Annotated in this window: 13 protein-coding genes; 6 read left to right on the top strand and 7 right to left on the bottom strand. The window is 72.8% G+C overall.

All coding sequences use genetic code 11. The features are described from left to right. Positions 1 to 138: 138 nt before the first annotated feature. Together ACH4EB_RS32290 and ACH4EB_RS32285 are read right to left on the bottom strand one after the other, a co-directional pair. Positions 139 to 579 carry a hypothetical protein gene (locus tag ACH4EB_RS32290; protein ID WP_398351721.1) on the bottom strand — a complete coding sequence of 147 codons (441 nt, stop codon included), beginning with the start codon at positions 577 to 579 and terminating at the stop codon, positions 139 to 141. A gap of 23 nt (positions 580 to 602) precedes the next feature. Next, the gene (locus ACH4EB_RS32285; RefSeq protein WP_398351720.1) at positions 603 to 1,763 is read right to left on the bottom strand and encodes a hypothetical protein; all 1,161 of its coding nucleotides are present in this window, start codon (positions 1,761 to 1,763) and stop codon (positions 603 to 605) included. Positions 1,764 to 2,235: 472 nt separating this feature from the next. Here ACH4EB_RS32285 and ACH4EB_RS32280 point away from each other — a divergent pair, with 472 nt between their 5' ends. The 3 genes from ACH4EB_RS32280 (at position 2,236) to ACH4EB_RS32270 (ending at position 5,511) form a co-directional block, all read left to right on the top strand. Continuing rightward, positions 2,236 to 3,723, top strand: a complete 1,488-nt coding sequence (locus ACH4EB_RS32280; RefSeq protein ID WP_398351718.1) for an alkaline phosphatase PhoX — start codon at positions 2,236 to 2,238, stop codon at positions 3,721 to 3,723. A 163-nt stretch (positions 3,724 to 3,886) separates the two neighbouring features. Further along, entirely contained in the window at positions 3,887 to 4,906 is a 1,020-nt protein-coding gene (locus ACH4EB_RS32275; protein WP_398351729.1) for an LLM class flavin-dependent oxidoreductase, read from the top strand. A gap of 53 nt (positions 4,907 to 4,959) precedes the next feature. After that, the gene (locus tag ACH4EB_RS32270) at positions 4,960 to 5,511 is read left to right on the top strand and encodes a DUF6879 family protein (protein ID WP_398351716.1); all 552 of its coding nucleotides are present in this window, start codon (positions 4,960 to 4,962) and stop codon (positions 5,509 to 5,511) included. Positions 5,512 to 5,665: 154 nt separating this feature from the next. Here the strand turns inward: ACH4EB_RS32270 and ACH4EB_RS32265 are convergent, their stop codons facing one another. The 3 genes from ACH4EB_RS32265 to ACH4EB_RS32255 form a co-directional block, all read right to left on the bottom strand. Further along, positions 5,666 to 6,907 carry a TerD family protein gene (locus tag ACH4EB_RS32265; protein WP_398351728.1) on the bottom strand — a complete coding sequence of 414 codons (1,242 nt, stop codon included), beginning with the start codon at positions 6,905 to 6,907 and terminating at the stop codon, positions 5,666 to 5,668. Between the two features lie 256 nt (positions 6,908 to 7,163). Beyond that, positions 7,164 to 7,436, bottom strand: a complete 273-nt coding sequence (locus ACH4EB_RS32260) for a GlsB/YeaQ/YmgE family stress response membrane protein (protein WP_398351715.1) — start codon at positions 7,434 to 7,436, stop codon at positions 7,164 to 7,166. Between the two features lie 135 nt (positions 7,437 to 7,571). Beyond that, positions 7,572 to 8,381, bottom strand: a complete 810-nt coding sequence (locus ACH4EB_RS32255; protein WP_398351714.1) for an NAD-dependent epimerase/dehydratase family protein — start codon at positions 8,379 to 8,381, stop codon at positions 7,572 to 7,574. Positions 8,382 to 8,859: 478 nt separating this feature from the next. Here ACH4EB_RS32255 and ACH4EB_RS32250 point away from each other — a divergent pair, with 478 nt between their 5' ends. From ACH4EB_RS32250 to ACH4EB_RS32240, 3 genes are all read left to right on the top strand, one after another. Next, a complete protein-coding gene (locus tag ACH4EB_RS32250) occupies positions 8,860 to 9,807 on the top strand; it encodes a 5-dehydro-4-deoxyglucarate dehydratase (RefSeq protein ID WP_398351712.1) in 948 nt (315 codons plus the stop codon). Continuing rightward, a complete protein-coding gene (locus tag ACH4EB_RS32245; RefSeq protein WP_398351711.1) occupies positions 9,807 to 11,069 on the top strand; it encodes a hypothetical protein in 1,263 nt (420 codons plus the stop codon). Before ACH4EB_RS32250 ends, ACH4EB_RS32245 begins: the two co-directional genes overlap by 1 nt. Positions 11,070 to 11,412: 343 nt before the next feature. Beyond that, complete coding sequence (locus tag ACH4EB_RS32240) at positions 11,413 to 12,321, top strand: hypothetical protein (protein WP_398351710.1); 909 nt, start codon at positions 11,413 to 11,415, stop codon at positions 12,319 to 12,321. A gap of 59 nt (positions 12,322 to 12,380) precedes the next feature. Here the strand turns inward: ACH4EB_RS32240 and ACH4EB_RS32235 are convergent, their stop codons facing one another. Together ACH4EB_RS32235 and ACH4EB_RS32230 are read right to left on the bottom strand one after the other, a co-directional pair. Beyond that, on the bottom strand, positions 12,381 to 13,073 hold the full coding sequence (locus ACH4EB_RS32235; protein WP_398351709.1) for a class F sortase: 693 nt from the start codon (positions 13,071 to 13,073) through the stop codon (positions 12,381 to 12,383). A 178-nt stretch (positions 13,074 to 13,251) separates the two neighbouring features. Further along, positions 13,252 to 13,758: a hypothetical protein gene (locus ACH4EB_RS32230; RefSeq protein WP_398351707.1), complete on the bottom strand. Its 507-nt coding sequence runs from the start codon at positions 13,756 to 13,758 to the stop codon at positions 13,252 to 13,254. Positions 13,759 to 14,082: the final 324 nt, after the last annotated feature.

Here is a 14,082-nt window from a genome sequence, read left to right as displayed (position 1 = left end):
TGGGGTTCTTCGCGTCCCGGGGGGGGGGTTTGTGTGGGGGGGGGGGGGGGGGGGGGGGGGGGGGGGGGGGGGGGGGGGGGGCGCGCCCCCGCCGGCGCCCCCCCCCCCCCGCCGGCGTCTACCGGCGCGGGCGCGCCGTCAGCACACGAGCTGGGTCGTGTGGTTGAACGAGGTGGACTGGCCGTTGAAGCCGTAGGTACCGCGGTAGGACAGCGGCACCTGGAACTGGCCGATGATGGTGATCGTCGCGGCACAGTTGCCGCCGGTGCCGGGACGCTTGGCGTCGATCCGCAGCGAGCTGCCGATCGAGCCACCGGTGATGTCCCAGGGGGCGCCGCAGATGCCGGTGGTGATCCGGCCGCCCGTGACGGCGTTGGTGTTCGGGTTGTAGGTGACCTCCATGTCGAAGGTGAGCGCCTGGTTGTGCAGCGCCATCTTCTGAATGACCTGGAGGGCTTCGGGGGAGACGTCGCGCTGTACGGCGAACGCCTCGTCACGGGTCTTGACCTCGGACCCCTGGGCGTTGACGAACTGGTGCTCGCGGCCCGGACCCTTCCTCTTCTGCGCTGCGCTGGACATGGCTCTCCCTCGGGCTCGGTGGGTCAGGCGAGCTGCTCGGCGACCTCGACGCGCAGCAGCGTGCGGACGGTCTCGATGTGGTTGACGACGGTGACCGTCGACGAGCCCGCGAAGAGCAGACCGAGCGCGACGTCGTCGAGCGAGGTGACCAGCGAACCGGAGTCGCCGCCCGCCGAGATGTTCGTGGTCATGATCTGGTCCTTGAAGCGCGCCGTGCCGGCCGTGCCGTAGTTGACGTCGACCGTGGCGTCGGTGGAGACGATCCGCCCGAAGCTGATGTTGGTGGTCCGGCCGGTCTTCTTGACCAGGTCGCCCACCGCGACCGACGACTTGCGGCGCCATGCGCGCGGCGCGCCGCTGAAGTACTGCTGCCGGGTGGCGTCCTCGAACTCGATCTTCGCGAGGGCCGCGTCCACCACGTTGTTGTGCTGCGTCAGCGGGATCTGCGGGGCGAACTGGATCGAGATGAAGCGGTCCAGCGTGCCGATCCGGTCCGCGGGGTCCGTACCGCCGTCGAAGGTGCCCGGCTGGAGTACGGAGCTGCCCAGCGGCGCCCGGTTGGAGTCCGCCAGGACGTGGTTGTTGCTCAGGATGTAGAACGTGCCCGGTACGCCGAGGCCGGGCGCCGGCGGGTTGGTCTGGGCGCCGGGCAGGAAGTCGTACACCACGCTGCCCAGCGTGCCCGCGGTGACCTGCGCGTTGCCGACGGAGAAGCCGGCCGGGCAGGGGCGCATCCGGCGCTTGAGGAGCTGCGGCTCCAAAGCCCTGCCGAGCTGGCTCAGCTCTTCGAGCAGCGGCTGGGTGAGCGCGCCCATCCGGCCGCCGTTGCTCCCGAGGCCCTGCTCCTGCGCCATCGAGCGGCTGCTCTGCCCGCCGGGTGCGCGCTGCTGGGCCTGTGCGGAGATGTGGCCGACGGCCAGGACGTCGGTCGGGGTGCCGTCGTCCATCTCCCGCGGGATGACGTCCCGTTCGGGGAGCATCGACTCCGGGACCTTCTGTGTGACGAAGACCAGGACGGCTTCCTCGCCCGTCGGCTCGCCGTTGGTCCACTTCACGCCGTGGCCGAAGCCGACGACGTTCGCGGTCGGGTTCTGCGGGTGCATGAAGTCGGAAAGTGCCTGTTGGCGGGAGGTGTCGCTGACCTGGCCGCCGGTGGGTCCGCGCATCATCTCGGGCTGGTTCACACCAGACCACCTCTTCCCCGGTGGGCGTCCCGCGCGGCTCTCGGCCGTGCGTCCGGGCGTACGAGCGGGAGTGCTCCTGCGTACGGGCGGCTACGGCTGCGGGCGGGACCGCGTTCGCTTCACGAGCCCGGGGCCGCGTACGGCGGCGGGCTCTCAGAGGAGGACGGGAACCCGGCACGGACCGCTCCCCGGGCAGCTCCGTGCAGCCGCGGGTCCGCCGCTCTCCCTACGGGTGATGCAGGTAGGGACTGTCTATTGCCGGGCCGGTCGGCGGTCAAGGAGGTACGCGATAAATCTTGCGCTTGCTGCGCAGATGCCGCTGATGACCTTGTTTGCCATGGTTTTCCGGGCTGGAGGGGCTCGCTTCCCGGACATCGCGGCGTCGTACCGGGTTCAACCGCAATTCGCCGGGGCGCGCCAGGGTGTGCCGCGCAGGGCACAGGACCCACCCACCGGCCGTCCAGGAGATGACATGCCGCTCACCCGCAGGGACTTCGCCACGCGCTTCGCCGTCGCCGGTGCCGGCGTCGCACTGACCGGCAGCGTGGGCGTCCTGGCCACCGCGCCCGGCGCCATCGGGCAGGAGGTTCCGGAAACGGACGCGCCCGCCCCGGGCTCCGGCGCACGAGGGCGCGCACCGGGGTACGGGCCGCTGATCGACGACCCGGCGGGCATCCTGGCGCTGCCCGCCGGATTCTCGTACCGGATCATCACCCGGACCGGCGTCACCAAGCTGGAGAGCGGCGAGTCCACCCCCTCCCACCACGACGGCACCGCCACCTTCGAGGGCCCGCGCGGCACCACTCTGCTCGTCAACAACCACGAGCTGAAGGGGCCACGCTCGAAGTGGCCGCACCCGGTGCCGCTCGCCGACGGCCTGGTCTACGACCCGGCGGCGGCCGGCGGCTGCACCGTCGTCGAGGTCTCCCGGGACGGCGGGCACGTCGCCGAGTGGGTCGGCATCGCGGGCACCTCCATCAACTGCGCCGGCGGCCGCACCCCCTGGGGAACCTGGCTGACCTGCGAGGAGACCGAGGACAAGGCCGGCCAGAACGGCATGACCAAGGACCACGGCTACGTCTTCGAAGTCGACCCCCAGGCCCCCTACGACCCCCACGGGCCCCACGATTCCCACGGTCCCCGCGCCGCCCGTGCCCCCCGCCCCGTCAAGGCCCTGGGCCGCTACGCCCACGAAGCGGTCGTCGTCGATCCCCGACGCGGCCACCTCTACCTCACCGAGGACGCCGACCGCCCCAACGGCCTCTTCTACCGCTGGACCCCGCCGCACGGCTTCCGGCACGGGCGCGGGCGGCTGCGCACGCTGGCCGACGACGCGGGCGTACTGGCCGCGCCCCGGTGCTACGACTCCGGCGGCCGGTTCGTCGACGACCTCTCCCGCGCGACGAGGACCGGTACGGTCTACGGCGTCGACTGGGTCGAGGTCCCGGACCGCGACGCCCGCACCACCCCGGTCCGCAAGCAGTTCCACGACGGCGCGGTCACCCGTGCGCGCAAACTGGAAGGCATGTGGTGGGCCGACGGCGGCGCGTACCTCGTCTCCTCGTACGCCCGCGCGGAGAGCCCCGTCCGCCACGACGGCCAGGTCTGGTTCTACGACCCGCGCCGCCGCACCCTGACCCTGAAGGTCCTGCTCGGCGTCAACCCGCAGCCCGGCGCGGACGGCGCTTTCGACGGCCCCGACAACATCACCGTCTCCCCGTACGGCGGCCTGATCATCGCCGAGGACGGCGAAGGCGTCCAGCACCTCTTCGGCGCCACGGACGACGGCCGTACGTACCCGATCGCCCGCAACGACCTGAACATCGGCACCGCCGAGGCCCCCGAATACAGCGAGTTCACCGGCCCGGTCTTCGCCCCCGACGGCCGCACGCTGTTCGCCAACATCCAGGAGCCCGGGATCATGCTGGCGATCAGGGGGCCGTGGCGACGGCAGGGATGAGGCGGGTGCGGGCGTGCCCGGCCCGCTCCCGACGGGAATCCGGGCCCGCCCCGCCGACGTTGCACCGGACGTGAGCACGCGGAGCGGTACGACGAGTACGACGACCCAGGCGCCCGGGCAACCGGCAGCGGACACGACCGCCGCCCCGTCCCCCCGCCTCCGCATCCCCTTCTCCGTCCTCGACCGCTCCCGGACCCGCCAGGGACACCCGGAGGCCGAGGCACTGCGCGACACGGTCGGCCTCGCCCGGCATGCCGAAGCGCTCGGCTACCACCGCTTCTGGGTCTCCGAGCACCACAGCGTGCCGGGCGTCGCCGGCTCGGCACCGACCGTACTGGCCGCCGCGGTGGCCTCCGCGACCTCCCGCATCCGGGTCGGCACGGGCGGCGTCATGCTGCCCAACCACCGCCCGCTGGTCGTCGCCGAACAGTTCGGCGTCCTCGAAGCCCTCTTCCCCGGCCGCATCGACATGGGCCTCGGCCGGTCCGTCGGCTTCACCGACGGCATCCGCCGCGCGCTCGGCACCGACAAGGCCGCCGCCGATTCCTTCGCCTCCCAACTCGCCGAACTCACCGCCTACTTCACCGGCGGTCCGCGCTCCCACCCCCAGGTGCACGCCCGCCCGGCGGAGGGCCTGCGCGTCCCCGCGTTCGTCCTGGCCACCGGCGCGGGCGCGGACATCGCCGCCCGCGCCGGACTGGCCCTGGTCATCGCCGACCTGCGCGGCCGCGACGCGATGCGGGACGCCATCGAGCGCTACCGCGCCACCTTCGAGCCCTCGCCGCTCTGGCCCCACCCGTACGTCATCGTCTCCGGCACCGTCGCCGTGGCCGAAACCTCCGAAGCCGCCCGCCGCCTCCTGCTCCCCGAAGCCTGGTCCCTGGCCCACTCCCGCACCCACGGCGTCTTCCCGCCCCTGGAACCCGCCGAATCCATCACCGCCCGCGCCCCCGCCCTCCCCCCGAAACAACGCGCCTCCTACGAAGCCGCCCTGACCGGCCACATCCACGGCACCGAATCCGAGGTGGCCGCCCAACTGGACACCCTCCTCACCCAGACCACCCCCGACGAATTCCTGGTAACCACCAGCACCTACGACCGCGAGGCCCTCCTGGAGTCCTACGAGAGGCTGGCGGGGGTTGTGGGGGTGAGGGGGCGTGGTGAGAGGGTTCCGGGCAGGTAGGTCACGGGCCACCCACGGCCCCTCTTTGTGCGAGTACGCGCATAGTCGTGGCCATGCGTGGACGTGCCCCGGCGGCCCCTCGTACGGTCGTGCTCGACGGCCCCATCGGGGACCGCGGACCAGGGGTTTTCGCGTGGCACGTGAGGCATTGGTTCGGCTCACCGGCAACGGCAACGGCAACGGCAACGGCGAGTGCGGAGAGGACGACTGCCCGAATCGCCCCGCACGTCTGCGCGTCTCCGTACACCGACGATCTGCGGCGGCTGCGAAGAGTGGGTAAACGCAAGGGGAGGGTTCACGTCATCACGAGACCGCTCTCCGAGTACCTGCGTTTAGAGTTCTCCCGGTATTACGCGCCGCATGTGGCAGCCGGCGAGAATGCCCGGATTCTCGATGCGACCGACCGGCAGAACCCGCTGGCCGGGGTGCAGGACTTCTGGATGGTCGATCGCTCCGAGATGGTGCTCATGCACCCTAAGGTTCCGCTGAATACCTTCACCGTCTGTGACAGGGCACTGGCCACCATCGAAACCACTCAGGGAAGCCTGGCCCTGCGTGACTGCCGGGATGTGCACAGCCTTCTGGACGCGTGTGGAAATCCGTAGCCATCCGCACCGGACCCGGAGGCGTCGGTGAAGCGCGCCCTACCGAGGTACGTCCGCCTTGGTGGTCCGGAAACGAGGGGACGGTGAATCCCGGTATGCCGAGAGCGGCGGTGCAGGGGCGGCAACCGTTGGTGGGGTGCCGCCCCTGGCGAGGTCAGAGCGCCGCGCCGCCCGGTTTGACCATGCCGCGGACGGTGCGGGAGTCGACGAAGTCGCCGAGGGCGGTCATTTCCCATTCGCCGGAGAACTGGCGGATGAGTTTGGCCATCATGACGCCCGTGCGGGGCTCGGAGTGGGTGAGGTCGAAGCGGACCAGTTCTTCGCCGGTCTGGGCGTCGAGCAGACGGCAGTAGGCCTTGGCGACGTCCGAGAACTTCTGTCCGGAGAAGCTGTTCACCGTGAAGACCAGGCCGGTGACCTGCGGGGGGATGCCGCCGAGGTGGACGGTGATGGCCTCGTCGTCGCCCGCGCCCTCGCCGGTGAGGTTGTCGCCGGAGTGCTGGATGGCCCCGCCCAGGATCTGGAGCTTGCCGAAGAAGCAGTTGTCGACCTTCTTGCGGTCCGGGCCGTAGGCGATCACGGACGCGTCCAGGTCGATGTCCTTGCCGCGGTAGGCGGGCTCCCAGCCGAGGCCCATGCGGACGGAGGACAGGAACGGCTTGCCGCCCTTGACCAGGGAGACGGTCTGGTTCTTCTGGAGGCTGACCCGGCCCTTGTCGAGGTTGATCTTCCCGGCGCCGGGCGCGGCTGCCGCGGGCGGCGGGGCCATGGGCGCCGGGGCGCCGGCGGGCGGGCCCCACTGGGCGGCGGGGGCCGCGGCGGGCGGAGCGGGGGGTGCTTGCGGGGCCGCGGCGGGAGCGGCCGGGGGCGCCTGCGGAGCAGGGGCCGGGGCCGGGGTGGCGGGTTCTTCGACGGAGACGCCGAAGTCCGTGGCGATGCCGGCCAGGCCGTTGGCGTAGCCCTGGCCGACCGCGCGGACCTTCCAGGCGCCGTTGCGCCGGTAGATCTCGACGACCACGAGGGCGGTCTCGGCGCCGAGCTGGGGCGGGGTGAAGGAAGCGATGACGCTGCCGTCGGCGGCGTCGCGGACCGTGCCGGTCGGTTCGGTGCCGGCGAAGGTGGCGCCGGGCGCGTCCAGGCTGGCGGTCACGACGATCTTCTCGATGCCGGCGGGCACCGCGGCGGTGTCCACCGTGATCGTGTCGCCCGCGCCGCCCGCGCCGGACGTGTGGGTCACGCCCGGGCCGGCCGGCTGGTTGTAGAACACGAAGTCGTCGTCGGAACGCACCTTGCCGTCGGCGGTGAGCAGCAGGCCCGACACATCGAGCCGCACGGGGGCGGTGACGTCCACCGCCACCCGCGAGGCGGTGAGCGGGAGGTTCGAGCCAGGAGTCATAGCGGTCATGCCGGGGATAACGAGTGGCCTTCCTTTGCGGTTCCATTACCGGGGCCGGACGGGGCTGCCGGTCCGTGGGCGGGGCCGGTTGGGGGGGCTGGCCCGTGGCCGGGTTCGGGCGGGGTTGCCGCTTCGTGGCCGAGGCCGGACGGGGGCGCTGTCCCGTGGCCGGGGCAGGACAGGGGTGTCGCCCCGTCGCCGGGCGGGCGTGCCGCCCTGCCGTCGAGGGCCGGGCGGGGCCGCTGCCCGCCGGCGCTCAGTGGCGTTCGCGGCTGTTGCCGAACAGCAGGCGGTAGGCGATGAGGAGGACCAGGGACCCGGCGATGGCGGCGATCCACATCGACGGGTCGTAGAAGTCCTTCGGGATCGGCTTGTCCAGGATCTTCGTGGAGAGCCAGCCGCCGACGAAGGAGCCGATGATGCCGATGAGGGTGGTGCCGACGAGGCCGCCCGGGTCCCGTCCGGGCAGCAGGACCTTGGCGACGACGCCTGCGATCAGTCCCAGTACGAGCCAACTGACGATACCCATGGTGCGTTCCTCGTTCCTGCGCGGGTGCGCGGATGATTGGTACGTACACAAGGACGCCGGGAGGATGGCAGGGGTTGCGCGATCCGTCCTGACGTGGCTTTTGCCACGTCAGGACGGCGGGAAGGTGACGGCCTCTCAGTACGGCCAGCGGGGCGGGTCCACACAGAAGGAGCCGCCCAGGTGGGCGTGTTCGGGGTTGGCGGGGTCGAGTGCGCCGTGCGCGGCGATGAGTTCGGCGGCGTACGGCTCGGAGTCGTCCCGCGGTGCGTAGCCGAGTGAGCGGGCCGTGGTCAGGTCCCACCACAGGCGGGTGTTGGCGGAGGAGCCGTAGACCACGGTGTGGCCGACGCCTTCGGCGGTGAGCGCCGCGTGCAGCAGGCGCGCGCAGTCGGCCGGGCTCAGCCAGATCGAGAGCATCCGGACGGTGGTGGGCCGCGGGAAGCAGGAGCCGATGCGGACGGAGACCGTCTCGATGCCGTGCAGGTCCCAGTAGAGGGAGGCGAGGTCCTCGCCGAAGCCCTTGGAGAGGCCGTAGTACGTGTCGGGGCGGCGCGGGGTGTCCACCGGGATCGCGCCGGAGCCGTCGGCGGGGCGCGGGGTGAAGCCGACGGCGTGGTTGGAGGAGGCGAAGACGACGCGGCGGACGCCTTCCTCGCGCGCCGCCTCGTACAGGTTGTAGGTGCCTTCGATGTTGGCGCGGAGGATCTTCTCGAAGGGCGCTTCGAGGGAGATCCCGGCGAGATGGACGATCGCGTCGACGCCGCGTACCGCCCCGCGCAGGGCTTCCTTGTCGGCCAGGTCGGCGGTGATGGCGTCCGGCGCGTCGTCGATGGTCCGCTGGTCGAGGAGCCGGAGCCGGTAGCCGTACGGGGGCAGCAGCTCGCGCATCAGGGTGCCGAGGCCGCCGGCGGCGCCGGTGAGCAGGACGGTGCGGGGTGCGGGCATGGGGCGGACTCCTCCGGCCGGGCCATCGGCGGTGCGGCGGGCCGTACGGGCCGTACGGGGCGTACGGTTCGCGCGAGCCATACGGCTCGTACGGAGCGCACAGGTGCCGTCGGCTGGTAATGCCCGTACGGCCCGTATGGCCGGCCTGGTGGCGAGCGGGCTTCGGGGCGGCCGCCCGAAGGATTCCGGTCACTCCCGAAGGCCCCCGATCACGTACGCCCTCATCCGCGGATGGCGTTCAGATGTGTGGACGATCGCAGCCACCGTAGGAAGGCCGGGCGACGGGGTCAAGATGCCCGACGGACCCGGTAAATCCGCTTGTGTGACGGGAGTTTCGCGCCCTTGACCGGCCCGGGAGCGCTACCCTAGCGTGAACGTGTTCAGGAATATGGACATCAGTCAGGGACGTGCACGCGGGGTGGCGTCACAGCGACGTGCGTGCGCCGTGCGTCCTGCCCGGCCATGTCAGGGAGAGCCCGTGACCCCAGCCCCGCCGCTCGCCGAGCGCCTCGACGGACTGCTGTTCTTCCCCGTGACCGCGTACGGCCCCGACGGCGCCCTGGACCTGGCCGCCTTCCGTGCCCACGTACGCGGGGGTGTCGACGCGGGCGCGGCCGCCGTCTTCGCCTGCTGCGGTACGGGCGAGTTCCACGCGCTGACCCCGGAGGAGTTCCAGGACTGCGTGGCCGCCGCCGTCCGGGAAGCGGCCGGGCGGGTCCCGGTGCTGGCCGGCGCCGGATACGGCACCGCGCTCGCCGCGCGTTACGCCCGGCTCGCCGAGGAGGCGGGCGCCGACGGGCTGCTGGCCATGCCGCCGTACCTCGTCGTCGCCGACCAGGCTGGCCTGCTGCGGCACTACACCGACGTCGCCGCCGCCACCGCGCTGCCGGTCATCGTCTACCAGCGCGACAACGCCGTCTTCACCCCGGAGACCGTCGTCGCCCTCGCCCGCACTCCCGGCATCATCGGCCTCAAGGACGGCCTCGGCGACCTGGACCTGCTTCAGCGGGTCATCAGCGCGGTACGGACCGAGGCGCCGGAGCGGGGGTTCCGGTACTTCAACGGGCTGCCGACCGCCGAACTCACCGCCCTCGCCTACCGCGGCCTCGGCATCCGCCGGTACTCGTCGGCCGTCTTCGCCTTCGCCCCGGAGATCGCCACCGCCTTCCACCGCGCCTTCACCGGCGGCGACGACGCGGTGGTCAACCGGCTGCTGGACGGCTTCTACCGGCCGCTGGCCGACCTGCGCAGCCGGCGCCGCGGCTACGCCGTCTCCCTGGTCAAGGCCGGGGTACGGCTGCGCGGGCCGGACGTCGGGCCGGTACGGCCGCCGCTCGTCGACCCGGCCCCCGAGCACGTCGAGGCGCTGGCCGCGCTGATCGACCAGGGCCTGGCCCTGGTCGGCGCGCCGACGGGCGGACGGTGATGCGCGCCGCCGCGTTCCTGTACCCGTGGGACGTGATCGGTGACCCGGACGCCGCCCGCCGCGTCGCGGAACTCGGCGTCCGGCAGGTCACCCTGGCCGCCGCCTACCACTCCACCCGGGCGCTGACCCCGCGTCACCCCCGCCACCGCGTCGTCACCGCCCCGCACGCGGCCGTCTTCTACCCGCAGGACGCCGAACGCTGGTCGGGCCGCGCCCTGCGCCCGTACCCGCAGGACTGGATGGCGGCCCCGGACCCCTTCGGCGCGGCGGTGCGGACGCTCGCGGACGCGGGCCTGGAGACGCATAGCTGGGTGGTGCTGGCCCACAACACGCGCCTGGGCACCGAGCACCCCGCCATCGCCGTACGCAACGCCTACGGCGACCGTTACCCGTGGGCGCCCTGCGTCGCCCGGCCCGAGGTCCGCGCCTACCTGCGGGACCTGGCCGCGGAGGCGGCGGCGCGGCCCGGGGTGCGCGGCACCGAGCTGGAGTCCTGCGGCTGGTACGGACTGGCGCATCCGCACGCGCACGACAAGACCGGCGGCGTGCCGCTCTCCGGCGCCGCCCGGTACCTGATGTCGCTGTGCTTCTGCGAGGTCTGCGAGGCGGGCTACACGGGGCTGGGCGTGCCGGCACGGGAGGTGCGGGGTGCGGTCGTACGGGCGCTGGAGCCGGTCTGGGCGGGCGCGGACGCCGGGGAGGGGCCGGCGGGCGGGGGCCGTGCGGGGGAGTGGCGGGGTGTCGTGAAGCTGCTCGGCAATGAGCCCGCCGGGCTCGTACGGAGCTGGCGCGACGGCGCAGCGCGCACGCTTCAGCGGGAGGTCGTCGCGGCGGTACGGGCCGCCGCGGCCGACGGGTTCCGGGTGCTGTTGCACGCCGATCCGGCCGCGCACCGCTGTGGCGCGAACGTGGGGGTCGACCCGGCGGACGTCCTTGCGCACACCGACGGGGTGGTGGTGCCGTGTACGGGTGACGACGCGGCCCGCACGGACGCGCTGGCGCCGTTCGGGGCGGTACGCGCCGCGGCGGAGGCAGGCGCGGGAGCCGGGGCGCGCCCGGCCGCCGATGACGCGTCGCCCGCCCCCGTCGTCGCCGCCAACCTCACCGTCGTCACGGCCATGGGCGGCAGCCCCGGCACGCTCGCCGCCGACGCCGCACACGCCGCGTCCCTCGGCGCCGACGAACTGCGGCTCTACCACGCGGGCCTGGCGGGCGACGGCGACCTGGCGGCCGTACGGCGCGGGATGGCGGCCGTACGGTAAGCGCCGGGACGCAGCGGTCCGAAATCCGCGCCCAAGACCGCCGGACACCGCCCTTCGGTGCCCGGCAGCGACCGACATCCCCGGACCGTCGGACAGCGGCTCCGGCGTCGACAGTGGCGGCAGCGCGACCTCGGACCGATGGGAAACGCCTGCCCCGGCCGCCGCGCAACGCTTCCGATCGGTCCGTACCGCGCGGTGATCTACTACAACGCGTTCCGATTCGCGGCCGTGGTGCTCGCCGTAAAGCCAGGGCCGCGCACCGGAGACGTCAACGTGCCCGCCGCCGTTCGCACCCTTGTGCGCGCCGCGGGCACCACCACGAGAAGACCCTGGAAGGAACGTCATGACACAGCGCATTCTCGACCTCGACCGGGAGGAACTGGCTTCTCTGCGGGGCCGGGAGCTGACCGAGGCGGTCGCCGCCGCCGAGGGCCGTACGATGATCGCCGAGGTCTTCGCCGAGCGCGCGGCGCTCTCCCCGCACCCCGACGGGCACGCGGGTGTGCACAACATCGAGCTGGTCTCCGCCTTCGGCGCGGACATCGTCGTCCTCAACCTCATCGAGCGGGCCTGGGACGGGGAGTGTCTACGGCTGCCCGGCCTGGGCACGTTCACCAGTTTCGCCGACCTCGCCTCGTACGTGGGGCGCCCGATCGGCGTCAACCTCGAACCGGGCGACGTGCCGGAGATCCGCCGGGCCGGGCCGGACCAGGCCCGCCGCCTGGTCGACATGGGCGCCGCCCTGCTCTGTCTGACCGCCAACCCCGGCACCGGCGGCAGCTTCGACGGCCTGGCACGCGTCACCGACGAGCTGCGCCGGGGCCTCGGTGACGACGTGGCGCTGTGGTCCGGCAAGATGCACCACGCGGGACATCCCGAGCGGATCACCGCCGACCGGCTGACCGCGCTGGTCGACGCGGGTGCCGACGGGATCGTCCTGCCGCTGCCCGGCACCATGCCCGGCCTCACCAAGGAGCGGGCCGCCGAGGCGGTCGCCGCCGTCCAGGACGCGGGGGCGGTGGTGATGGGCGCGATCGGTACGAGCCAGGAGGGCGCGCACGCCGACATCGTTCCCCGACTGGCCCTGACCGCCAAGGAGATCGGCGTGGACGCGCACCACTTCGGGGACGCCTTCCTGCCGGGCATGTGCGATCCGGAACTGCTCTACGCCTACTCCGTGGCGGTCCGCGGCCGGCGGCACACCTGGAACCGGATGGCGCTCAACGGGCGCGGCAACCGCATCCCGGGCTGACGGTACGGGGAGTCGCGGCGCGGCGGGCCCGGCCGGCATGGCCGTCTGCCGGAAGGATCTCAGTCCTCGCCGCCGCGCGGGGCCGGCTCCCGCTTGGTGCCGGTCAGATGGGCGAAGACCACCACGTTGCCCAGGTACTCCTGCCGGGCCTTGTTGAAGCCGCCGCCGCAGGTGATCAGCCGTAGTTCGGGGCGGTCGGCCGGGTCGTAGACCTTCTTGTCCGGGAAGTTGTCGCCGTCGTAGACCTCGACGGCGTCGACGGAGAAGACCGCGGTCCGGCCGTCCGCGCGGACGATCTCCACCTTGTGGTTCTTCTTCAGGGAGCCGAGGTTGTAGAAGGCCGCGGGCCCGGCGCGGTTGTCGACGTGGCCGGCGATCAGTGAAGTGCCGGTGGTACCGGGCGTGTTGCCGCCCTCGTACCAGCCGGCGAGGTTCTTGTCCTCCTGCGGCGGGGTCGCCAGGCTGCCGTTGTCGTCGAGGCCGAGGCGCGTCAGCGGCGCGTCCACGCTGATCGACGGGATGCGCACCCGCAGGGGCCGGGAGGCCGGCATCGGCGGGGGCGGCGGGGCCGGGGTCGCGGACGGCCGGGAGTGCTGCGAGCCGGCGGCGAACCCCTGGTCGGCGGAGGGCTGCGGCGGCGGCGCCTGGGCCTGCGCGCCGTGGCCGATCAGCCAGATACCGGTGCACATCGCGCCGGCGGTGAGCAGGGCTATGAGGCCTTGGTCGCCGTGGCGGCGGGTGGTGTGTCCCATGGCTGTCGTGTCTCCGGGTCTTCTGCGGGCCGCCGAACCGCGGTCCGCGGGCTGCTGGTTACGGCGGTGGCCCGGGGCGCGGCCCCCGGCCTCCCGGATACGGCAGGCGTGTCCGGGAGGCGGGGACGCGGTCCGGCGGACCGGGCGGGTGCCGGGCGGCGCTTCCGGGCGTGCCGGATCAGGCCGAGTCGTCCGCCCGACGGCGGCGCACCATCCACACGCCACCGGCGGCAGCCGCCAGCAGTACGCCCGCACCGGCGACGATCTCCGTGGTGTTGGAGCTCTCACTGGTGGTACCCAGGCCGGTCTTGGTCTTGCCGCGCGGGGTGGTGCCGGAGGTGACCCGCACCGTGGCGGAGATCTCGGTGCCGTTGGAGCACTTGCCGCCTATGCCGTAGTTGCCCGGCTTGGTGCCGGCCGGCACCCGCAGGGAGCCCTGCACGTTTTCGGTGTGCGTCTGACCCTTCGAGGACAGCGTGACCTTTCCGGCGCCCAGGGTGCTGGCGTCGACGGTGGCCGAGCCGTTCTTGCCGCAGGCACTGCTGTTGAGGTTGACCGTCTTGCCGGCCTGGACCGGGTTGGGCGTCACCTCGATGCTGCCGGTGGCGGCGAAGGCCGCGGAGGTGGACAGGCCGAGGGCGGCGACGGACAGTGCGGCACCGGTGAGAACGCGAGTGGATCGCATGGGACGAACCTCCACGAGGCACGGACCGCGGCACACCACTGCGCCGCAAAGGAAGTTGGGGGGAATTCCGCGCCTCCTGCAATCGAGGTAAGCGGCCGGGCGCGCCGGGAGCCTGTTGACGTGTTGTCAGAACCCCCGCGACCCGTCGGCGTGTCGCGCATGATCGGGAACGTTTCGGCAGGTCAGAGGCAGGGTGGCCGTGACGTTCGGTGACCTCGCGGATTGGGATGAACGGGTGACGGATATTTCCCGCGGAATGTGGTAGTGGCGCTGCGTAATCGGGTGTGACGGAGGGTGTCGAGGAGGGGGGTGAGTGACCCCCGC

Source organism: Streptomyces sp. NPDC018045 (assembly GCF_044327445.1).
Lineage (GTDB): Bacteria > Actinomycetota > Actinomycetes > Streptomycetales > Streptomycetaceae > Streptomyces.
This window is presented reverse-complemented; position numbering and strand designations above follow the sequence as displayed.